The organism is Neoaquamicrobium sediminum (assembly GCF_013240295.1).
GTDB classification, from domain to species: Bacteria; Pseudomonadota; Alphaproteobacteria; order Rhizobiales; family Rhizobiaceae; genus Aerobium; species Aerobium sediminum.
This window is the reverse complement of the sequence record NZ_JABETK010000004.1, coordinates 207,078-229,691: the sequence shown is the minus strand read 5'-3', so window position 1 is coordinate 229,691 and position 22,614 is coordinate 207,078. Positions and strand designations below refer to the sequence as shown.

The window sequence follows — 22,614 nt, the reverse complement described above, 5'->3', positions numbered from 1 at the left end:
GTTCGAGATCGTCAAAGGTGACGCTGCCGGCTGATGTGGTCAGGGGCAAAACGATGCTGGCCCGCTGATGCGTGGCTGGACAGCGCTCTGGGTGCGTGCGCCACGACCGAGCCGGACGCGATCGCCATCAGGCAGACGGCACCGACGAGAGGGGCCAGCAGCAGGCAAATATGGAGCCAGCTCAGGTTCATTTTCATCGATGTAGGCCTCGCTTCGCGCGGTAGCCATTCAGCGACGGGGACGTCGCACGCGGCTTTCGCGAACGCTGGCAAGGTCATGCCGGCGACCAATGTGGTGGCTGCGACGGTTTTCATGCGATCTCCAAAAACAGTGGATGACTTCGCCTTGTTGGCGGATCAACCTGACACCAGGCTGAAAGCAGCTTGATAATCAGCGCGCTGTCAGGATCGTCGCCTAGGATCATTTCGCCTCCGAACAGGACGTACATGCGAATATTGCTGGTGGAAGATGATCGAAGGATAGGCAGCGCGGTTCGCGATCATATTGCCGCGGACGGCCATGCCGTCGATTGGGCCGAGACGCTGGAACAGGCACGGGCTTTCGCCAAAGTCGCCAGCTACGGTTTGGTGCTTCTCGACCTGCAGTTGCCTGACGGCCAAGGCGTCGGCCATCTTCGTGATATGCGGGCGCGCGCCGATCGAACTCCCGTCATCATCGTAACCGCACGCGACCAGATTACCGACCGTATCGCCGGTCTCAATGCCGGCGCCGACGACTATCTGGTCAAGCCTTTCGATCTCGGCGAACTGTCGGCGCGCATCCATGCCGTCGGACGGCGTGCAGGGGCTATCGGTCCCGACCTTGCAGTGAAAATTGGCCCGGTCGAGCTCCTTGCCGCCGAGCGGATCGCAAAGCTGAACGGAGCCACCGTCGAACTGACGGCAAGGGAATGGGCCGTGCTCGATGCCCTGACAAGCCGCCCCGGGGCGGTCGTTTCGAAATCCACGATCGAAGACGCCCTTTACGAGTTCGGCGCCGAGATCGAGAGCAATGCGGTTGAGGTCTATGTCAGCCGGCTGCGCAAGAAGCTCGGGCCGGAAGCAATCGCGACATTGCGTGGGCTCGGATACAGGCTGGCAACATGAGAGCAAAGCCTTCCAGCATGACCCGCCGCCTCATTGTCGGGCTGACAGTCGCGACAATGTTGTTCTGGATCGCTGCCGTCGCCGCCGGTGCGCTTGTCATGCGCGGCGAGTTTGACGAAGTTTTCGACAGCGCTCTGCAGCAAACATCAGATCGATTGATGCCGCTTCTGGTAGAGGATCTGATGTCCCAGACATCAGACGGCGGGCCACGCCAAACATTGGCAAGCAGTGCGGGCAGCGAAAGCTACTTAACCTATCAGCTTCGTGATCAAAGCGGCCAAGTGCTCGTTCACTCCCACGATGCGCCAGCCGAGCCATTCGATGTGCCGCTGCAAGCGGGCTATTTTACCACCCCCAATCATCGCGTTCTGACAACCGAATCTGTCAGCGGCTCGCTCTTTCTGCAGGTTGCCGATCCGCTCTTCCATCGCCGCGAAGCGATGGCCGAGACTGCAGCGGCGCTATTCCTGCCACTGGTACCTCTCGTTCCTTTGAGTGTGCTGGCGATCTGGTGGATAGTACGCCGTACGCTCGCGCCGCTCGATCGGTTTCGGGAGGCGATCAGTACGCGAGATGGAGGCAATCTCGCACCGGTCGCGCTTGCCGGCCTTCCGGCAGAACTTCGTGACATGGAAAGCTCGGTCGATCGCCTGCTCGACCGACTGCGCGCGGCGCTTGAAAGCGAGCGTGAATTTGCCGCCAACAGCGCCCACGAACTGCGCACGCCGATCGCCGGTGCGCTCGCGCAGACACAGCGGCTTGTTCGCGAACTGTCTGAAGGACCCGTCAAGACACGGGCGAGAGAGGTTGAGGCTTCGCTCGCCAATCTCAGCCGACTGACGGAAAAACTGCTGCAGATGGCGCGCGCTGATTCCGGGATCGGCATGTCCGATGTGGAGGCGGATCTCGTGCCGATCATCAAGCTGGTCGTCGAGGAGTTTCAGCGCATGCGGGCTTATGTGGGGCGTCTTCAATTCGACGCGCCGAAGGGCTTGTCCATGATGCGGCGGATCGATGTAGATGCTTTTGGAATTGTCTTGCGCAATCTCATTGAAAACGCACTGTTCCATGGGGCCGAGGAAACGCCGGTAATAGTCGCTCTATCGGAAGCCGGCGTCATAACTGTCGCAAATGGCGGTCAGGTTATTCCGGCGGAGCAATTGACCGACCTCGTAAAGCGCTTCAGGCGCGGTCGCACCGGCGCGGCTGGGTCCGGTCTTGGGCTCGCCATTGCGATTTCATTTGTCAAAACAATGGATGGAACAATTGAATTCAGATCGCCGGCCACCGGCCGTGTCGATGGTTTTGAAGTGGCGATCCGGCTGCCCAGCGCATCGGACACACGTGCATCGCCCATCGGTGACCGTCCATGAGCCAGAAATGAACCACGTTCCGTCATGCCGTTTTTGGTTTCGTCACCTATGCGCGCTCAAGCGGCGACCTCGAGGGTCAGCGCGCGCCGCGTCGGCCGGGATCACGTGCACATGGAACATCATAACGCTTCGCCATGGGAGTCAATTAGAGGCGGCATGCCACAACGCGTTCTTGAGATCGACAAGCGGCGGGTTGGGCCGAACCGGCGGCGGCTGGCGTCCCTCTGCTCCTGGGCCAGCAAGAACGGAGAAGCGAATCTCGCCATCGGTATAGTAGCGGTCACCCTCTCCGTTGCGTCCGTTGACGGTGAAGCCGACGCCTGTCACCTCGTAGACCTCGGCTACATGTCCGGTCGCAGCGAGGTCCGCGGCCAGTTTGTCGCGCATGGCATCGACGTCCGGAGAGATCGCGTGGGTCACCGCGCCGGTGTAGTGGCTGAGCCCTACGCCGACATCCAACGAAGCGGACCCGAGCCAGACCGGTCGACCCTCCATACCAGCGGAAAGGACAGTCCAGAAGCGTACATGCTGGCGCCGGTCTGCGCTATGGCCGACCTCCTTCTCGAAAGCGAGGTCCTGCCGCCGCCCTTGGTAGAACAGTGGACTGACGGGCGCTTGGCGATAGGCTTCGTCAAAAACCACGCTACCGATGATCTCGATGCTGGTGCGCAGCGTCACGGGATCCGCGGAGACCAATCTGCCGCTGCCATGGCGGTTACGAGTTCGTCACGAGTTCCAACAATTCCAACATTTAAAGGGTCGCCCGCCAAGCCGTCCGAGGTGTGTGTCACCATCTGAAGGCCGTCCAGCGCTGTCTGATGCTCATAGTGGCGCAGGGCGAACGGCAGAATAAGATAACCCATGCCCGCCCAAACAATTACGATTGCACTGACGCTAAGCGCTAGACAGCGAACGAGCCTGTGTTCTTTTCGTCCACGTCGGGCACGCATCGGTCTAGGAAGCTGCTCACTCATAACGATGTGTTTCCACAAAGGTGGGGGCGTTTTCCGTCATTATCGGCTTTTCCGCTGGCCTAAACCATCAGAATTGAAGCCAGTAACTCCCCATTCCGGTTGCTTATGACAAGCTTACCGAAGGCAGCCAACAATCGCTTGCCGGACCGATCGAGCGGCCAGCACACGGCAACTAAAACGCTCCGATATCTCAGGCCGGCGAGACGATGGCGGCTATGAAGCCCTGCTTGCGTGATGAGTGGATGATGCGCCACCATTCTGGGTCGCTTGGCCAGGACGCCTGCAACTATGGCTCATCCCTGTTTATGTGACATCGCCCGAAGGCCAGACCAACGATCTCAAAGCTTTTAACCGTGCAGCGTGTGCAGATCCTGAACGACCAAACGCACGAATGCTGCCCCGCTCCAGCAAGAATCGAATTAGATGGAAAGTGGAGCGGATAAAATATTGTCTGCTTTGGAGACGACAGATGGAGATGCAGTGGCATGATTGCCGAAGAATTCGATGTAGGTAGCAGGCTCAAGGCGATGCGTTTATCGGCAGGGCTTTCGCAGCGACAGCTTGCAGGGCTTGCCGGCGTGCCTCACGCTCAAATCTCCAATATCGAGATGAACCGCAACAGCCCTTCCGTATCTACGCTTCGCAAAATATTGAGCGGCCTAGGCGTAAGCATGGCGGATTTCTTCGAATCGGATCGTGGTGTGCCCAAGGGGCCGTTCTTTGCCCCTGGCGAGTTTGTCGATTTGACTTCGCGTATTGCCGCCAACGCCCTTGGAGGCGGGCGTGTTTATCTCAGCCAGATCGGTGATGCAGTTTCGCACAATCTGCAGATCCTCCACGAGCTTTACGAGCCCGGTGCGGATACGGGAGAACTGCTGCTTCAGCATCCCTCCAACGAGGGCGGTTACGTGGTCGAGGGCGAGTTGGAGCTAACTGTCGGAGACGTGACCCGCGTTCTCGCGGCGGGGGAAGCTTATCTTTTCGACAGTCGGATACCTCACCGCTTTCGCAACCTTTCAGCCAAAAGAACCATCGTCATATCCGCGTGCACGCCACCCTATCTATGAGAGTCCGCAAAGGAAGCGGTTGTTCAATATTTTATACAGTGATATGAGGTCTGGACTTGTATTCTGAGGACCCTCCATGACAGCCGCATCCCAACTCGCCACACGTCAGCTTGCCGCCGTTTCCACGGGTGTCGGCACACGGGCCATCTACGCGGAAAGAGCTCTTAATGCAGAACTATGGGATGTAGCTGGCCGTCGATTCATCGACTTTGCAGCAGGCATCGCCGTTAATAATACTGGTCACCGCCATCCCGCGTTGATGGAGGCCGTGCGCCATCAAGCCGAGCATTTCACCCACACCTGTTTTCATGTCGCGCCCTATGAAGGCTATATTCGTCTGGCCGAGCGGCTCAACGCAATCGCGCCAACGGGCGCCGAAAACCGCACCATGCTGGTGACCACCGGAGCGGAAGCGGTGGAGAACGCGGTAAAGATCGCGCGCGCCTACACCAAGCGCCCGGGCGTCATCGCCTTCACCGGCGCGTTCCACGGCCGCACCATGCTGGGCATGGCGCTGACCGGCAAAGTCTCGCCCTACAAGAAGAATTTCGGCCCGTTCCCAAGCGACATCTACCACGTAGCGTTCCCAAACACCTATCTGGGGGTCTCGTTGGAGGACTCGCTGGCGGGTCTCGAACGTCTTTTCCAGTCGGACATTGACCCGGAGCGTGTCGCGGCGCTCATCGTCGAGCCGGTGCAGGGCGAAGGCGGCTTCAACGTCGCGCCGACGGAATTCCTGGTTGCGTTGCGCGAAGTGGCCGACCGCTACGGCATCGTGCTGATTGCAGACGAAGTGCAGGCTGGCATGGGCCGCACCGGCAAGATGTTCGGCTTCGAGCATGCCGGCGTGAAGCCCGACCTTATCACCATGGCCAAGGGTCTCGCTGGTGGTTTCCCGCTTTCGGCCGTCACCGGCCGCGCTGAGATCATGAATGCCGCGCATCCGGGCGGACTCGGCGGTACATATGGTGGCAATCCGCTCTCCGTCGCCGCCGCCAATGCAGTGCTCGACGTGATCGAGCAGGAGAAGCTTTGCGAGCGCGCCGCCTTCGTGGGGCAGCGCATCAAGGATCGTCTCACGGTTATCTCCGAGCGTCAGGGCATGGAGGCCATCGGCGACGTGCGCGGGCTGGGCGCGATGGTGGCGTTCGAGCTCGTCAAGGATCGTGACACCAAGGACGCCGACCCGGCGCTGACCAACGCCATCGTCGCTGAAGCGGAAAAGCGCGGTCTGATCCTGCTGTCCTGCGGCACCCGCCTGAATGTCGTGCGCATTCTGACCCCGCTGACCATTGAGGAAGACATTCTGGCTGAAGGGCTGGATATTCTGGAGGCTTCGATCGAAGCTGCAATCTCGGCGTCTGCCGTCTAAGCAGACCGGACACCCAAAACAAGGCGGCGCGATGGCGTCGCCTCCACTTGCTCTTGTGGAGCGTGATCATGGCCGACGGCAAGACCTATCCCAACACTCAGCTTTTGATTGACGGCGAATGGCGCGATGGCGTCGAAGGCAGGACCATCCCGGTTCTCGACCCGGCGACGGGCGAAAAGATCGGTACGGTCGCGCACGCGACAAGGGCCGACCTGGATGCAGCCCTTGCCGCTGTAGATCGTGGCTTCAAGGTGTGGAGGGCTACCTCGGCCTACGAAAGATCCAAGGTGATGCGCAAAGCCGCCGAGCTTCTGCGTAAGCGCGCCGGCGAAATCGCGAAGATGATGACGCGCGAGCAGGGCAAACCTGTCGGCGAAGCGACGATGGAAGTGATGGCTGGGGCGGATATCATCGACTGGTTCGCCGAGGAGGCCCGCCGCACCTACGGCCAGATCATCCCCGCCCGCATGCCGGGCGTGACCCAGATGGCATTCAAGCTGCCGGTCGGCCCGGTTGCAGCGTTCACGCCGTGGAACTTCCCGATCAACCAGGTGGTGCGCAAGCTTTCGGCGGCGATCGCCGCCGGCTGCTCGATCATCGTCAAGGCACCTGAAGAAACGCCGGCATCGCCCGCCGAACTCATCCGTGCCTTTGTCGATGCAGGCGTTCCTGCAGGTGTGATCAACCTCGTCTACGGCGTTCCCGCCGAGATTTCGGAATATCTCATCCCGCATCCGGTGATCCGCAAGATCTCTTTCACGGGATCGACGCCGGTGGGCAAGCAGCTTGCAGCGCTCGCGCGCAGCACATGAAGCTGTCGACCATGGAACTGGGCGGTCATGCGCCTGCTATTATTTTCGAGGATGCCGATCTCGACAACGCCGTGAAGGTGCTGGCCGGTTCGAAGTTCCGCAACGCCGGACAGGTCTGTGTTTCGCCGACGCGCTTCCTCGTGCAGGAAGGCGTCTACCACGAGGTCGTGGATGCGTTCACCGAGGCTGCGAAGGCGATCAAGGTCGGCAGTGGCTTCGAGGAGGGCACGCAGATGGGCCCGCTCGCCAACGAGCGTCGCATCCCGGCGCTGGAAGCGTTGATCCAGGACGCGGTGGACCACGGGGCCGAGCTCAAGACGGGCGGCCGCCGCATCGGCAATGTCGGAAATTTCTTCGAGCCGACGGTGCTGTCCAACGTGCCGAAAACCGCGCGCATCATGAACGAGGAGCCGTTCGGTCCCGTCGCGGTGTTCTCTCCCTTTTCGACGCTGGACGAGGTGATCGACGAGGCGAACCGCCTGCCGTTTGGCCTCGCCTCCTACGCTTTCACCGGCTCGGCCAACACCGCCCAGCAACTTGGCGTGCGCATTGAGGCGGGAATGACGTCGATCAACCACAACGGTCTGGCGCTGCCGGAAGTGCCGTTCGGCGGCATCAAGGATTCCGGCTACGGCACCGAGGGCGGTTCGGAGGCTATCAACGCCTACCTGGTCACCAAATTCGTGACGAACGCGTCGCCCTGAGCCCTTCGCACACGGGCCTGCCGGAGACCTAAGGTCCGCTGTCGGGAGCGAACGATCATACAATGACAAGAATATGAGGGAAACATGATGAACGGCGCGGACATGCTCTGTGACGTCCTGCTCGTGAATGGCGTGGACGTGTGTTTTGCAAATCCGGGAACCTCCGAGATGCACTTCGTCGCGGCGCTGGACCGCAAGCCCCAGATGCGCTGTGTGCTCGGTCTGTTCGAGGGCGTCGTGACCGGAGCCGCCGACGGATATGCGCGCATGGCCGACAAGCCCGCGGTAACGCTGCTGCACACCGGCCCTGGCCTCGCCAACGGCCTTGCCAACATGCACAATGCACGCCGTGCCCACACGCCGATGATCAACGTGGTGGGCGACCATGCGACCTATCATCTGCAGTATGACGCGCCGCTGACGAGCGATATCGATGGGCTCGCCCGCCCGATGTCGGCCTGGGTCGGCCGTGCGACGGCGGCGGAGCGTGTGCGCGGAGTAACGGAGGAGGCCTATCTGGCCTCCATTGCTCGGCGTGGCGTGTCAACCATGATACTCCCCGCCGATGCGGCGTGGGGCGAGGTCGAGCCCGAAGAGCTGAATGCGCAGACGGTACCCGACGCTCCGGCTGCTTCCGCCGAAAGCATCATGGCAGCGGCGGTGGCTCTGTCGAGCGGCAAGAAAGTTGGCATCTTCCTTTCCGGCACGGCGCTGCGCGCCGATGCGCTGGAACTGGCAGGTAAGCTGGCTGCAAAGACGGGTGCCGTGCTGTTCTCGCAGACGTCGGGTCGCAGCGAGCGCGGCGCAGGCCGAGTCGCCGTGCGCCCGGTCCCCTATGTGCTCGAAATGGCCGTTGCTGCACTGGCCGACATCCAGGTCGCCATATGCGTCGGCAAGGGCGAGCCGGTGGCGTTCTTCGCCTATCCCGGCAAGCCGAGCACGCTCCTGCCCAAGGACTGTGCTGTGATCCAGTTGGGCGATTCTGCCTCGAACCTGCGTCTGTCCCTAGAGCAGCTATGCTCGGAAGTTGGTGCGCACACGGCAAAACCGGTTCTGGCGAGCCTGAAGACGCACGAGATCGGGGAGCCGACCGACGCGCTCCATCCCGACAGTATCGGACAAATGGTGGCCCGCCGCCTGCCCGAGAACGCTATAATTTGCGACGAATCGATCACGTCGGGACGTGGCTTCGCGCAATTCGCCAGCATCATGCAGCCGCATGACCACGTTCCGCTGACCGGCGGCGCGATCGGCGAGGGCATTCCCCTATCGATAGGCGCGGCTATCGCGTGCCCGGAGCGCAAGGTCGTACTTTTGCAGGCCGACGGCAGCGGCATGTACACCGTGCAGGGTTTGTGGACGCAAGCACGCGAAAACCTCGATGTCGTGACCATCGTCTTCGCTAACAGTTCCTACGCAATTCTGCAGGGCGAGATGCGCAATGTCGGCGTCAATCAGTTCGGCAGGAACGCCCGCGCCATGCTCGACCTCGACCGTCCGAATCTGAGTTGGTGCGAGATTGCGCGCGGCATGGGCGTTGAGGCAGGCCGCGCCACCACGGCGCAAGAATTCGCTCGCCTGCTCGACAGCGCGCTGGCGAATAAGGGCCCGTTCCTTATCGAAGCTGTAATCTAAGCAAATAAAACGCCTCTATCCCGCGATTGGGCGGGATGGAGGAGTTCGCTATATTTCCCCGTGCAATCGAATGCGTTAAGCTATGCGCGGCGCAAGTCTTGGTGCGCTGCTTGGCGAGGAGAGCATCGTGCAGCGCGGCGGGGCAACGACGATCAAGAAAATCGCGGAAGAGCTCGGCGTGCATCCGTCGACGGTTTCGCGCGCGCTCAACCCAACGACGCGCGGGCTGATCCGCAAGGAAACCTCCGAACGCATCGAGCAGGCCGCCAAGAAGCTCGGCTACTATCCCAACGCGGCGGCGGCAAGCCTGCGCACCGGCCGCTCCAAACTGATCGGCGTGTTCCTGCCTGACATCAGCAATCCGGTCTTCTCGCCGATCTTGAGCGGCATTGCAGAAGTGACCTCCGAGGCAGGCTTCGCCACCATCGTCGCGGATGTCGGCACAGAGGCGCGCAGCCAGACCGAGATGATGTTCGAACTGGTCGCCCGGCGCGTCGAGGGGCTGATCCTCGCGACCGTGAGCCGTAACGACGATCTCGTGCAGCAATGCATGAACGAGAGGCTGCCGGTGGTGCTGGTCAATCGGGCAGAAAGCCTGATGCGCGTGTCATCGGTGACCACCGACGACGTGCACAGCATGCGGCTGGCGATCGACCATCTCTACGAGGCGGGCCACCGCCGGATCGGACATCTGGCCGGGCCGCAGAACCTTTCGACGGGCTTTCTGCGCAACAAGGGGTTTCGCGAGGGCATTGCCGACGTAGGCCTGGCCGCGAACGATGCGCCTGTCGTGGAATGTGCAGGCTATACGCGCGCGGCCGGGCAGGAGGCCATGCAGACCATGCTCAAGGATCATCCGGGCATAACGGCGGTCGTCGCATCCAACGATCTCGTCGCGCTGGGCGCCTATGATGCCGTGTACGCGGCCGGGCTGGACGTGCCAGACAATATCTCGATCGTCGGCCACAACGACATGCCGTTGGTCGACATGGTGCACCCGCCGCTGACCACCATCCGCATCAGCCATCGCGAATTGGGCCGCGAGGCTGCGCGCCTGTTGATGAGTGAAATCAACCACGACGGCGGCGCGCGACGCAGCATCGTGCTGGCACCGGAGCTGGTCGTTAGAGGATCGACCCGGAGGGTCTGACGTTCAGGCTGCCTTGCCAGGGACGCGCGGGATCGCGCTGAGCAGGTCGCGCGTGTACTGGCTCTTGGGCCGTTCGAACACCTTCTGCGTGCTGCCCAGATCGGTGAAGCGGCCATGCTGGAGCACGCCGACCGAATGGCACAAGTTCCGCACCACGCCGAGATCGTGAGAGATGAACACATAGCTGAGGCCGCGTTCCTGCTGGAGCCGGCGAAGCAGCGCGATGACCTGCGCCTGGGTCGACACGTCTAGCGCGCTGACGGCTTCGTCGCAGATAACGAGTTTCGGATCGCAGGCGAGCGCACGCGCGATAGCGACGCGCTGCTGCTGGCCACCCGAAAGTTCGTCCGGATAGCGCTCGCCGAAATGGCGCGGCAGGCCCACATCGTCGAATAGTTGCGCCACGTGGCCGTCGAGCTGCGATCCCTTGTAGCCCAGATGGAATGCGACTGCCTCGGCAACGGTGTCGCGCGCCAGCATGCGGGCGTTGAGGGAGAGGCGCGGGCTCTGGAACACCACCTGCACGGCGCGGCGATAGGAAAGCGGTGTGCGGCCGTCCGGCCAGTCGGTGACGCGCTGCCCGTCGAAGGTGATCGTGCCGCCGATGACCGGGATCTGGCGCAGGATCGCCTTGCCGATGGTGCTCTTGCCTGAGCCGGATTCACCGACGAGGCCAAACGTCTCGCCCTGCTTCACGGAGAAAGACACGCCGTGCACGACATCGCCGTAGCGGGGGATGCCCCAGATGGAACGGCCCTTTTCGTAGCGGATACGCAGGTCTTCGACGCGCAGGATGTCGCTGGTGCTCATGACGCGCTCTTTCCGGCCGGGCCGTCAAGCATCTCGCGGGCGAGCATGAGCTGCCGCGTATAGGGATGTTCGGGATTGGCGAAGAGCTGCGCGGTCGTACCTTCCTCGACCAGTTCGCCGAGCTTCATGACGCCGACGCGGTCGCAGAGCTGGGCAACCACGGCAAGATCATGCGTGATGAACAGCACCGACATACCGAGCGTCCCGCGTAGCTGTAGCAGCAGTTCGAGAACCTGCTTCTGGACGGTGACGTCGAGCGCGGTCGTCGGCTCGTCGGCGATCAAGAGCTTCGGCTTGCAGATGAGGGCGGCAGCGACCATCGCGCGCTGCGCCATGCCACCGGAGAACTGGTGCGGATAATCGTCAAGGCGGTTGCGGGCATCAGTGACGCCAACGAGGTCGAGCAGCTCGGCTGCCCGGGCAAGCGCTTGCTTCCGCGATATGCCTTCGTGGCGGACGAGGCCCTCAATCATCTGGTCGCCAACCTTGTGGACGGGCGACAGCGCCATCATCGGATCCTGGAACACCGCGCCTATCTCGCGGCCACGGATGCGGCTCATCTGCCGCTCGGGCAGACCCACGAGCTGGCGGCCGGCGAGCACGATGCTGCCGCCGGCGATGCGGCCCGGCTTCGGCACCTGACCAAGAATGGCTGACGTGGTCATCGACTTGCCAGAGCCGGATTCGCCCACGAGCCCGTAGATTTCACCCGGTGCGATAGAAAAGGAGATGTTGCTGACCACCCGCTGAAAGCTGCCGCTGTAGCTGGGGAATTCGACGCTGACATTGTTGAGAGCAAGGACCGCATCTGAAGTCGCGGTGGAATTCTGCGTCAGCGGCGCATCCGGTTCCGGAGCGACGGCCGCAGGAATGGAGCCCTTCTTGCGCTTCGGGATGATGAGATCGCTGTTGAAGGCGTCGCGGAAACCGTCTCCCAGAAGATTGAAGGACAGCACGGTTAGCGTGATGGCGGCGCCGGGTACCAGGGACAGCAGCGGTTGTTGAATCTGGAAGCGGCGGGCATCGTCGAGCATCGCGCCCCAGCTTGGGCTGCCCGTCGAGACACCGAGGCCGAGGAAGCTCAGCATTGCTTCGATAAGGATCGCGACGCCGGCAAGGATGGACGTCTGCACCGCGATCGGGCCGATGGCGTTGGGCAGAATGTGGCGGAACAGGATGCGAAGCGTAGAGTAGCCCTGTATCTCAGCCGCCTGCACGTAAGCTTTGGGCCGCTCGGCCAAAACAACGGCGCGCGTGAGCCGCAGATACGACATTGCGAAACCGAGGCTGACGGCCAGCATCGCATTGGTGAGGCCGCGCCCGAAGATCGCAATGAAGGTGAAGGCGAAGAGCAGCATCGGGATCGCCTGCTCGACTTCGACCAGACGCATCACCACACGGTCCCACCAACCGCCGCGATAGGCGACGAAGAGGCCGATGGGCACGCCGACCAGCATGGCGGGAAGGACGGCCTGGGTGACGGCCAGCAGCGCGACCCGCGCGCCCCACATGGCGCGAGAAAGCAGGTCGCGGCCGAGGTCGTCGGTGCCTAACAGGTTCTCCTGCGACAGGCCTTGCAGCCGTCGCATGACGCTCGATGCGTTGGGGTCATAAGGGGAGACGTATTGCGCGAAGATAGCGACGACGACCAGCAGCAGCACCCAGAAGAGGGCCAGTACGGTTGAAGGCTGCGCCAGCAGCCGCGCCAGAAAGGCAGGGCGCTTTTGCTGCGTGTCGGCGAGCGCTGTCTCCAGAGGCGCCTGAAGCGTATTCGTTGCCTGATCGCTCATCTCAACTTACGTCCGATCATTACTTGTCGCGCGGCACTATTCGGGCCGCACCTTGGGGTCGATGAGGCCGTAGCCGATATCAACCAGCAGGTTCACCACGATTATGAAAACCGCGACCACAACCACCACGGCCTGAAGCACGGGGGTGTCGCCACGATTGATGGAATCGAGGATCAGCGAGCCGAGTCCCGGCACCGAAAAGACTTTTTCGATTACGAAAGAGCCGCTGAGCATGAGCGCAGTCAGCATTCCAATGATCGCCAGAACTGGCATCATCGCGTTCTTGAGGCAGTAGCGCATTACAAGACGCCCGCGGGGGCATCCGCGCGCCGTCAATGCGCGGGCATATTGGGAATCGAGCTGCTGAAGCATCGAGGAGCGTGTGTGGCGGGCGATGTTGGCCGTGGCGCCGAGGCCCAGCGCTAGGCAGGGCAGGATAAAGCCGCGCAGCCATGGCCAGAGGCCGGCCGAGGGCGGCGTGTAGCCGGCAGCGGGCAGCCAGCGCAGCTGAACGGCGAAGGCCAGTACGAGCAGGAGCGCAAGCCAGAAACCCGGCATCGCCAGGAGAACCGAGACGACGCCGGTGAGGGCGCGGTCGATCCAGGAATTGCGGTAGAGCGCCGCCGCCACGCCGGTGGGAACGCCGAGAAGCACCGCTATGACTATGCCGCCCAGAGCAAGCGTAAGCGTGATGGGCAGGCGGTGAGCGATCTCGCTGGAGACTTCGAGGTTGGTGACGTAGGAGCGGCCGAAGTCGCCTTGCAGCGCGTTTCCAACCCATTCGAGGAATAGGACGGGAGCAGGTCGGTCGAGCCCCATCTCCGCGGTGAGTCGGGCCACGGCCTCGGGCGTCGCGCCATCGCCGAGGATGGCGGCGGGCGCCTGCACGGGCACGAACCGGAAGAGCATGAAGGCGACGAGCGCGACAAGGATGATGACGGGAACCGCAGCGATGGTTCTAGCGAATGTCAGTTTCCACATGCCGGCCTCACGCAGGTGCAAGGGTAGGGTACTGCCATTAGACAGTGAAAGGGGGCGGCGCGAGGCCACCCCCGTTCGGATCACTCGGCGACCATGCGCACGTCCTTGTAACGCAGCGCGGAAGGCTCCCACGTGGTGGTGGCGATTTGCGCGATACGCTCGCTGTTGTAGTGCACGACGCCGGCCGTATCAAAGTAGCCGCAATCCAGAGCTTCGTCATGGATGATCTGCGTCATTTCCTGGAGAAGCGCTGGCTGCTCGGCTTCAGGCGCGGTCAGCGCCAGCTGATACAGTTCTTCCAGGCGTGCCGGCGGCTCGACCTTGAAGGTGTTGGCCGGACCATCCAGGGCGAAGCGGAATGGATAGTAGTTGAACATGCCGCCATTTTCTGGAGTCATCGTGTTGACGATGAACGGATAGCGTCCGGAATAGAAGCTCTGGAAGTATTCCGGCGTCGGCATCATCATGATCTCGGCGTCAACGCCGATCATCGAAAAGCTTTCCTTCGTCAGCTCCGAGATGATGCGCATGAAGTCCGGGCTCGGGAACTGCAGCGAGAGGTTCGACACGCCGGCTTCGGCCAGCAGCGCCTTCGCGCCCTCGATGTCGTATGGGTAGGGTTCCAGCCCGGCGACATGGGCGGGGTCGCCCTCGTCGAAGCGCTGGCTCGGGAACTCCAGCAGGCCGTCGTAACGCGCCGCGTTGATGTGCTCGAGGGGCATAGCCATGCAGAGAGCCTTGCGGACCCGCACGTCGCCGAGCGCGTCGGCGCGATCGAACATCAAGAGGTGATAGCGCAGCGTGCGCCAGACCTGATTGGAGAAGCCCTGGGATTCCGCCGTGGCCATCTGCGTCGGGTCGCCATCGATAGCATCGACCTGGCCTGCCAGCAGCGCGTTGTAGCGTGACGCGGCATCCGGCAGATAGGATATCTCGACCCGCTCCGGCCCGACCGACTCAGGATCGTAGTAGTCCGGGAAGAAGTCGAAGACATAGGTGGAACCCGACACGGTGTCAGCCTGGTTATAGGTGTAAGGTCCTGTGCCGACCGGCTCACGCTCCCAAATGCCGTCCGCGATCGCCTTCGGGCTGATCATGTTGAGGCCGCGCTGCGAAAGCGTGAAGGGCAGGGACGGGCTCGGACGGTCGAGCTCGAAGCGGACGGTGTAGTCGTTGACCTTCACCACCTGCGCGATGCCGCCGATAGCCTCTCGCCAGCGGTTGGACGCCTTCTGAACGTTCTCGATATTGGCGATGACCGCATCCGCGTTGAATGGTGTGCCGTCATGGAACTGGACGTCCTGGCGCAGGACGAACGTTATGTTTTCCGGCGTGACTGTCCATTCGGTGGCAAGCGCAGGCTCGAGCGTGGTGCCGTCCGGCGCCATGCGCAGGAGGCCTTCATAGACCAGCTGCGTGTAGGTGGTGTTCGGCGGAAGCTGCGGGTTCCAGCCCTGCGGCTCGAAACCGATGCCCCATTTGAGCGTACCGGCAGGCTCCGCCCACGCCGTGCCGCTCAACCCTGCTGTCGCGATGCAGCTGGCCGCAATGGCGTATTTTGCGCAATCGATTGCCTTCTGAAGCATTGGCACTTTCTCCTTTTGAGCGGCTGAAGATCCCCTGTTGTAAAGGGGGATTCGCCCATTCTGTGTTCCCGGTACGCAACCAGTGTTGTTGTTGCTTTTTCTTTAAATTCGTATGGCATCATGCGAACGATTGCAAGAGTGCTCTCCGAAGCCTGCTTTTCGAGGTGTTAGCGCTCGTCCCGATCATCATTTGGGTGCCACCAGCGGCATGCACAGCGCGATCAGCGCCTTAGCGTTCGATCGGTTCGTCAGCGCGCGGGCCTCGCCGGGGGCGATGCGGCAGCTGTCGAACCGGCGAAGCACGGCTTCCGTCTCGCCGTTGCTGACGGCAACCTCGCCCTCCAGCACCAGATAGAGCTTCTCGTGTGACGAGGCGGAAAGAGACGTGTGGCCGCCCGGCGCGATCTCCGAAACACCCATCCAGAGCGTGTCTGAAGGCCCGGCCTCCATGCCTTGTAAGCGAAAGCATCGCATGCCGTAATGCTCGGGCGGGTGGTACTCCGGCGCGTCCTGGAAGGCTGTAACGTTCACAGTTCAGCCTCCGGGACGATGAACACGCGCTGACGGCTGGAGGTCATGACCGCGGCGTAGGCATCCGCGATGCGGTTGAGCCCGTACTGCGCGTCCTTGGTGACGGGGAACGGCTTCAACGCGCCGTCCTCGAAACCGGGCAGCAGTTCACGCAGCACTTTGCCGGTCTCCGCGCAGGAAAGCGCCAGCGTGTCGATGCCGTAATAGCTGTGCCTGCCCCGGTAGAACTCGAATATGTTAAAGTCGACGACATGGGTGATCGCCGCAATGAGAACCTGACGCCCTAGCTTGGCAAGGCTCTTGTGGGCCGCGGCGAAATAAGGGTCGCCAACGGTGTTGAACACGATGTCCGCGCCGTGGCCCCCGGTCATTTCGCGCACGCGGGCGGCGACGTCTTCTTCGGCGGCGTTGATGATCTCGACCGGCGCGTCGGAATGGCCCTCATAGGGCTCCGCGCGCCGCACCACGCCGATGACGCGCGCACCGCGCCATGCCGCGATCTGGACAGCGGCCTGTCCTACCTTGCCGTTGACGCCCATGATGAGCACGACATCCCCCGCTCGGGCAGTCCGGCGCGACGAAAACCCTCGATCGCCGTAACGAAAGGAACGCCGATGCCTGCGGCTTCCGCGAAGCTCATGCCGGCGGGCTTGGCGACCAGGCCGTCGCGCGGAACGACGACATGGGTGCCGTGGCTGCCGTCGCGGCGGATGCCGAGATCCCCCGACGAGCCGAAGACGCTCTTGCCCATCAGGTCCGCAGGACCGGCGACGACCGTACCTGCGAAATCGCGGCCCGGCGTGCGCGGAAACACGGCATAGGGCATCAGGCCGGTGGCGGCCTTCACGTCGGAAGGATTGACGGCCGCCGCGCTGATCTGAACGACGACTTCGTCGCCATTGGCCATGACGAGTGGGCCAGTTTCGATAGCCGGACGAAGCGAGGCGACATCGCTGGCCTTTTCCTGAAGGCGGACGCGTGTAGCTGGTTTTCCGAACGGGATGCCGGTAGGGGCTGCGAGGTTCAAGACAAGGCTCCCGGATGATTTGAGGATTGAACGTGCGCTGTGAAGGCCTGAGGCAGGGACAGCATCGTACGAGCTTCCGCCGTGTTGACGAGCGCGCCGCCGAGGTCTTCGACGATGCGCTTCGCCTTGGCGACCAGCGCCGCGTTGGATGGGGCGAGTTCGCCGCGCGAGAGATAGACGCCGTCTTCCAGCCCGACACGCGCATGGCCGCCGGCGAGGAACGACTGCGCGACCATCGCAAAGGCTGAGCGGCCGATGCCGATGCCGGTAAATCGCGCGCCGGACGGCAACTGGTTGCGTGCGTAGAGCATCGTTTCGGGCGATGGCTGGAAGCCGTATTTGACGCCCATCACGAAGGAGCACAGCACCGGCGCAGCGAGCGTGCCGTCTGCGATCAGGTCGTTCATGAGTGCAATGTCTCCGCTGTCGAAAAGTTCGATCTCGGGCATCACGCCTGCGTCGCGCAGCACCTTGGCCATGCGTCGCACATTGCGCGGTGTGTTGATCACCACCTCGCCGCCGGAATTCATGGTGTTGAGGTCGAGCGTGGCGATATCGGGCTTCAGTGCCGCGACATGGGCGACGCGCAGCTCCGGTTGCATCAGCGTGGTGCCCAGCCCCGCGACCTTTGGGTCTTCCTCGGAGGGTACGAACCGGCCGCCTGGACCCGTGGTGAGGTTGAGGATAAGGTCAGGCCGCGCCTTGCGCAGCGCCACCACCACCTCGGTGTAAAGATCGAGCTCCATAGATGGCCGCCCTGTCTCTGGATCGCGCACGTGGATGTGGACGATCGACGCGCCGGCTTCGGCAGCCTCGAGGGACGAATCGACAATCTGCGCAGGCGTGATCGGCAGATAGGGTGTCTGCTCCGGCCTGGTCAGGTTGCCCGTGACCGCACAGGTGAGAATGACCCTACCCTGATGAAGGGCGGCGCTCACAGTAAGCGCCCGCCGTCGACCACGAGGGTCGTCCCAGTGGCGTAGCGAAGATGCGTCGCGCAGGCGAGAACGGCACCTGCCACGTCGCCGGCGCTCGCAACCCGTTTGAGCGGAATGGACTGGGCGACCTTGTTGTTGAAGTCCGCACCGCGGCCCGGCACGAAGCCGGTGTCAATGACGCCGGGCGAAACGCCCATGACCCGGATGCCCGGCGCAAAGGCGCGGGCCAGCGACTTGACCAGCGTTTCCGTGCCGGACTTTGCCGCGCAATAGGCGATGTTGGAGCCCACGCCGTTGGAGGCAGCGATGGATGAGATGAACACGCTCAGCGCGTCGCCGCTGGCTTGAAGCAGCGGAAGCAATTCCCGCATCGTAGCGAACTGGCCACGCCAGTTAACCGCGAACATGCGGTCGATGAACTCATCGTCCAGCGCATCGAGGTCGGTGTGCGGGATCGCCTTGGTGAAACCGGAGGCGTGAACGAGGATGTCGATGCGCCCGAAGCGCTCCTCGACAGACCGACGAAGGCGCTTCAACGAGGCGGTATCGGCGACATCCGCCTCGACCGCGGCGTAGCCCTGCGCTTCCAACTCGTCGCGAAGCTGCGCGGCACCGGCCTCGTCGCGCTCGCCGCGCCGCCATGTCACCGCGACGGTTGCCCCAGCCTCCGCGAAGGCTGCCGCAGTCGCGGCGCCGACGCCGCCATTGCCGCCGATGACCACGGCTATCTTATTGGAGAGGTCGTACATCGCGTTGGCCTATTTGATCGGGGGAACCGGCAGCCGGGCTTCGCCGGACTGCATGACAAAGTCGTAGTCGAGCACACAGCGTGCGCTATCGGTGCCTTCGTTCTCGATGCGATAGCTGCCGATGAGGGAAGGGGTGACGCCGAAGACCGGATCGTCTTCCAGATGTGGATCGTCGCCAGGGAAGACCTGCGTGATGAGCGTCTTGAAGCCCTCGCGGAAAACGAGGAAGTGCAGGTGCGCGGGGCGGAAGGGCTGGCGTTCCTGCTTTCGCAGCATGTCGCCCGTTGGCCCGTCGGTCGGCACCGGATAGCCTGCCGGTCGCACGCTTTCAAAGTGAAAGCGGCCATCCGCGCCCGTGGTGAAGACGCCACGGAGGTTCATATCGGCCTGCCCGGCATCTTGGTTCTCGTAGAGACCGATCGGGGAAGCATGCCATATGTCGACGCGCGCGCCCTGAATTGGATTGCCCGCCAGATCGCGCACGAGGCCGCGCATCAGCAGAGGCATACCGGGCGTGGGCGAACGCAGCAGGCTGGCACCGTTTTCAAGCTCCGGCGCGTTCATGCGCCAGAAGGGACCGAGCAGCGCAGAGGCGGTTTCCGTCGCGCCGCCCGCGCCGTTGTTTAGAAGGCAGACCAGAGTGGATACGCCCAGCGCGTCGGAAAAGAGCGCAGCCTCGTTGTGACTGTCATTTGTGGCCTGGCCGATGCGGTTGAGGAAATCGAAGGCGAATTCCAACTCCGTTTCGCTGAGGCGGGTTTCGCGGATGAAAGCGTGCAGATGCCGCACGAGCGATGAAAGCAGCTCGACATGGCGCGCGTCCGATGACTGAGCGACGGCATTCAGCGTCGCTTCGGTCGCAGCCCTTTCGGTGTCGATGATCATCCGAGCCTCCACATTTCCGGCAAACTAACAGCAAACGATTGCATAATGTCAATTGCGAAAGTTCGCGCTGGCATGTCCAATCTACGCATTTATGCGCCAGTTCTGGCTATTCGCCTAATTGACTTGGCTGGTTTCGGCTGAATAAGATGCAATCGATTGCCTGGACGTGCCTAGCACATACAAGTGGGGTGATCGGATATGCGCCGTTAATGCCGAGCCTGGCATGCCCCGGCTGGGGCGAGGGTGACGGATTTGTTTGGAGATTGGCGTGTCGGTGTGAATCGGCCGTGGAAACCTGGAGCTGACATCTTGAAGAAAACGCTTATCAAATGTGGTTGGCTCGTCACGCTCGATGCCGCGACCGGTGATTTCGCAGACGGCGAACTTTTGATGCATGGAGACCGCGTTCTGGCGGTGGGTAAGTCGCTCGACGCCGCACATGACGAGGTTATCGACGCGTCCGACATGATAGTCATGCCGGGGCTGATCAACGGCCACATCCACGTGTGGCAATGCGGCCTGCGTGGCATCGGCTCTGAATGGATGGGCCCGGACTACCACTCCAACATCCACGCCAACATCGCCACACGCTATGGCCCGCGCGACAACTATCTCGGCAATTTCGTCGGCGCGCAGGCGCAGATCGACAGTGGCGTGACCACCGTCATCGACTTCTGCCACAATCTGAAATCGCTTGAGATGGCGGAAGCGGCCATCGATGGGCTGGAAGAGACCGGAATCCGCGCCGTGTTTGCCCATGGCACCGCCAAGCCGCCAGCGAAGGAAGGCGAGGTTCCGTTCACCCACGTTCCCCACCCGCGTGACCGCATCGAGGCACTGCGCAAGGGGCGTATGGCTTCGGACGACCGGCTGGTGACGCTGGCAATGGCCGTGCTCGGCCCCCATTACGGGACGCAAGAAGTGGCCGAGGCCGACATTCGCCTGGCGCGTGAGTTCGGCCTCTTCTCGACATCCCATGCCACCAAGCCCAACGACAAGTGCGTGACGCCGCGCGGGTACCTCGCGCTTGCCCGGGCAGGACTGCTCGGGCCAGACCACAACATCGTGCACGGCAACTACATTGATGACGAGGAGCTGAAGGCCATCGTCGACAATGGCGCGACAGTGACCGCAACGGTGCTGGTCGAGCTGCACGGCCACGCGCCGGACCCGCTGGTGATGCGCGTGCGCGAACTGGGCGGGATGCCGTCCATCGGCATCGACGTGGAGCCCATCGTAACAGGCGAGATGTTCCGTGAGATGCACGCGGCGCTCCTGCACGCGCGCTGGTCGGCACACCGCGACAACGAGGCGGCCGGCAAGCCCTCGATGGCCACAATGCCAGTGCGCTCCCGCGAGGCACTGGAATGGGCCACCGTCGGCAATGCCAGGGTGATGGGTCTCGACAAGAATGTCGGTACGCTTGCACCCGGCATGAAAGCCGACATCGTGATGCTGCGCGCCAATGATCTCAACGTCTTCCCGGTGCACGACCCGATCTACACGATCGTCGAGCAGGCGGGCGCGAAGAACGTCGATACCGTCATCATCGACGGCGTGGTGCGCAAGCGCGGGGGCAAGCTGCTCGTCGACGAGAAGCTGCTGGCAGACCGCATGAGAGAGATGCGCGCATCCGCCGAGCGCGCGATGGAAGAAGCAAGCTTCAAGGTCAAGGCCGCTTAGGAGAACAAGATGAAGAAGACACTTATCCGCTGCGGCTGGATCGTCTCGGTGGACGATGAAATCGGCAATCGCGCCGGCGAGGACATTTTGATCGAGGGCGAAAAGATCGTCGCTATCGGCAAGGACCTCGGCCCCGCCGACCAGGTGATCGACGCCAGCGAGATGATCGCGATCCCCGGCTTGGTCGATGCTCATCTCCACACCTGGGAGACCGGGCTCAAGGCGATCGGCTGCGACTGGCGCGGACGCGAATATCTGCGCGATGTGTTCGCCGGCATGAGCACCTATTTCGAGCCGGAGGACAACTATATCGCGACGCTGGCGGGTTCGCTAAGCCGCCTCGATGCAGGTGTCACAACGCTACTCGACTATTGCCACAACGTGCGTTCTACGGAGCAGGCGGAGCGTTCGGTGGATGCTCTGGAGGATTCCGGCATCCGCGCCGTCTTTTGCCTCGGCACCGGCGTCTACAGAGAGGACCAAAAGCCGACCGATTCGGAATTGCAGCGCATCCACCCCCGCGACCGGGCGATGGCGATCCGGAACCGGCTTTCGAACGAAGAACGTCTCGTCACCATGTCGCTTGCGATCCCTGGACCGCACTGGGCGGAGGAGCCGTCGATCCGCGCCAACCTCAAGCTGGCGAAGGAGCTGGGTCTGCGCACATCTTCGCATGCGACGATGCGCAAGAATCAGGAGCTGATGCCGGACGGCTATACGGCCCTGACGAACGAGGGGCTATTGGGGCCGGAGCACAACATCGTCCACGGCAACTACCTGCCGGACGACGAGCTGAAGCTGATGGTGGATGCGGGCATCACCGTGACCTCGACAGTACAGACGGAAATCCGCGGCTATGGCCGCCCGCCGGCAGTGAGTCGCGTGGTGAATTTCGGCGGTCTGCCTTCGCTTGGCGTCGATGTCGAGCCGAAGATCCCAGGCGACATGTTTCGCGAGATGCAGCTGGCGCTGGCCTATGCGCTCAACGAGCGCGTGCGCGAGGACATCGTGAAGCCGGAAAGCCCGGTCGATAACAAGCCGATCTACGCGATTGACGCGCTGAAATGGGCTACCATGGGCGGCGCCGAAGCACTTGGCCTTGGCCACCGCATAGGCTCTCTGACACCGGGCAAGCAGGCCGACATCGTGCTTTTGCGCGCTACAGACCTCAACCTGTTTCCGGTGCGCAATCCGCTGTTCTCGGTGGTCGAGTTTGCCCATTCGGGTAACGTCGACACGGTTATGGTGGCCGGACAAATGCGCAAGAGCGGCGGTTCCCTACTCTATGGCAGGGACAAGGTGAGGTCGGTGCGCACGCGCCTGTTCGAATCCTCGGAACGCATCATCCGCGAATCGGGCTTTTCGGTTACCACGTAAGGCAGCGCAACCGGTTCCGGCTGTCGCCTGGGTGACCGCCTCGTAAATTCTCATCCATATGCGA

General features: G+C 62.5%; 17 protein-coding genes and 3 pseudogenes. 9 read left to right on the top strand and 11 right to left on the bottom strand.

Annotated elements, in window-relative coordinates:
• Positions 1–11: 11 nt before the first annotated feature.
• Positions 12–314: a PepSY domain-containing protein gene (locus tag HK436_RS27025; protein ID WP_173194740.1), complete on the bottom strand. Its 303-nt coding sequence runs from the start codon at positions 312–314 to the stop codon at positions 12–14.
• Positions 315–446: 132 nt separating this feature from the next.
• On the opposite strand from HK436_RS27025, the gene HK436_RS27020 reads away from it, so the two are divergent.
• Positions 447–1,106, top strand: a complete 660-nt coding sequence (locus HK436_RS27020; protein WP_173194739.1) for a response regulator transcription factor — start codon at positions 447–449, stop codon at positions 1,104–1,106.
• On the top strand, positions 1,103–2,479 hold the full coding sequence (locus HK436_RS27015) for a sensor histidine kinase (RefSeq protein WP_173194738.1): 1,377 nt from the start codon (positions 1,103–1,105) through the stop codon (positions 2,477–2,479). Before HK436_RS27020 ends, HK436_RS27015 begins: the two co-directional genes overlap by 4 nt.
• Before the next feature lie 141 nt (positions 2,480–2,620).
• Here the strand turns inward: HK436_RS27015 and HK436_RS27010 are convergent.
• Positions 2,621–3,273, bottom strand: a pseudogene (locus HK436_RS27010) (LssY C-terminal domain-containing protein).
• Positions 3,274–3,938: 665 nt separating this feature from the next.
• On the opposite strand from HK436_RS27010, the gene relB reads away from it, so the two are divergent.
• From relB to HK436_RS26985, 5 genes and pseudogenes are all read left to right on the top strand, one after another.
• Positions 3,939–4,520, top strand: coding sequence for a type II toxin-antitoxin system RelB family anti-toxin (gene relB / locus HK436_RS27005; protein WP_173194737.1), 582 nt, complete (start codon positions 3,939–3,941; stop codon positions 4,518–4,520).
• 76 nt (positions 4,521–4,596) lie between these two features.
• On the top strand, positions 4,597–5,892 hold the full coding sequence (gabT, locus tag HK436_RS27000; protein WP_173194736.1) for a 4-aminobutyrate--2-oxoglutarate transaminase: 1,296 nt from the start codon (positions 4,597–4,599) through the stop codon (positions 5,890–5,892).
• A gap of 68 nt (positions 5,893–5,960) precedes the next feature.
• A pseudogene (locus HK436_RS26995) lies at positions 5,961–7,408 on the top strand (NAD-dependent succinate-semialdehyde dehydrogenase).
• Positions 7,409–7,495: 87 nt separating this feature from the next.
• Positions 7,496–9,043: an acetolactate synthase large subunit gene (locus HK436_RS26990; RefSeq protein WP_173194845.1), complete on the top strand. Its 1,548-nt coding sequence runs from the start codon at positions 7,496–7,498 to the stop codon at positions 9,041–9,043.
• Between the two features lie 82 nt (positions 9,044–9,125).
• Entirely contained in the window at positions 9,126–10,193 is a 1,068-nt protein-coding gene (locus HK436_RS26985; RefSeq protein ID WP_173194735.1) for a LacI family DNA-binding transcriptional regulator, read from the top strand.
• A gap of 3 nt (positions 10,194–10,196) precedes the next feature.
• On the opposite strand, the gene HK436_RS26980 is transcribed toward HK436_RS26985, so the two are convergent.
• From HK436_RS26980 to HK436_RS26940, 9 genes and pseudogenes are all read right to left on the bottom strand, one after another.
• Positions 10,197–11,003 (bottom strand): ABC transporter ATP-binding protein, encoded by an 807-nt coding sequence (locus HK436_RS26980; RefSeq protein ID WP_173194734.1) that lies wholly within the window; start codon positions 11,001–11,003, stop codon positions 10,197–10,199.
• A complete protein-coding gene (locus HK436_RS26975) occupies positions 11,000–12,793 on the bottom strand; it encodes a dipeptide/oligopeptide/nickel ABC transporter permease/ATP-binding protein (protein ID WP_173194733.1) in 1,794 nt (597 codons plus the stop codon). The genes HK436_RS26980 and HK436_RS26975 overlap by 4 nt, the downstream gene beginning before the upstream one ends.
• Positions 12,794–12,829: 36 nt before the next feature.
• Positions 12,830–13,774: an ABC transporter permease gene (locus HK436_RS26970; protein WP_173194732.1), complete on the bottom strand. Its 945-nt coding sequence runs from the start codon at positions 13,772–13,774 to the stop codon at positions 12,830–12,832.
• Between the two features lie 80 nt (positions 13,775–13,854).
• Positions 13,855–15,360, bottom strand: coding sequence for an ABC transporter substrate-binding protein (locus HK436_RS26965; protein ID WP_173194731.1), 1,506 nt, complete (start codon positions 15,358–15,360; stop codon positions 13,855–13,857).
• Positions 15,361–15,546: 186 nt separating this feature from the next.
• The gene (locus HK436_RS26960; protein ID WP_173194730.1) at positions 15,547–15,891 is read right to left on the bottom strand and encodes a cupin domain-containing protein; all 345 of its coding nucleotides are present in this window, start codon (positions 15,889–15,891) and stop codon (positions 15,547–15,549) included.
• Positions 15,888–16,894: pseudogene (locus HK436_RS26955) on the bottom strand (quinone oxidoreductase family protein). The gene HK436_RS26960 and the pseudogene HK436_RS26955 overlap by 4 nt, the downstream one beginning before the upstream one ends.
• Positions 16,895–16,914: 20 nt before the next feature.
• The gene (locus tag HK436_RS26950) at positions 16,915–17,856 is read right to left on the bottom strand and encodes a beta-keto acid cleavage family enzyme (RefSeq protein ID WP_173194729.1); all 942 of its coding nucleotides are present in this window, start codon (positions 17,854–17,856) and stop codon (positions 16,915–16,917) included.
• Positions 17,853–18,605 (bottom strand): SDR family NAD(P)-dependent oxidoreductase, encoded by a 753-nt coding sequence (locus HK436_RS26945; protein ID WP_173194728.1) that lies wholly within the window; start codon positions 18,603–18,605, stop codon positions 17,853–17,855. The genes HK436_RS26950 and HK436_RS26945 overlap by 4 nt, the downstream gene beginning before the upstream one ends.
• Before the next feature lie 9 nt (positions 18,606–18,614).
• The gene (locus tag HK436_RS26940) at positions 18,615–19,490 is read right to left on the bottom strand and encodes a dioxygenase family protein (protein WP_173194727.1); all 876 of its coding nucleotides are present in this window, start codon (positions 19,488–19,490) and stop codon (positions 18,615–18,617) included.
• A 309-nt stretch (positions 19,491–19,799) separates the two neighbouring features.
• Here HK436_RS26940 and HK436_RS26935 point away from each other — a divergent pair, with 309 nt between their 5' ends.
• Positions 19,800–21,173, top strand: a complete 1,374-nt coding sequence (locus tag HK436_RS26935; protein WP_173194726.1) for an amidohydrolase family protein — start codon at positions 19,800–19,802, stop codon at positions 21,171–21,173.
• 9 nt (positions 21,174–21,182) lie between these two features.
• Positions 21,183–22,550, top strand: a complete 1,368-nt coding sequence (locus tag HK436_RS26930) for an amidohydrolase family protein (protein ID WP_173194725.1) — start codon at positions 21,183–21,185, stop codon at positions 22,548–22,550.
• Positions 22,551–22,614: the final 64 nt, after the last annotated feature.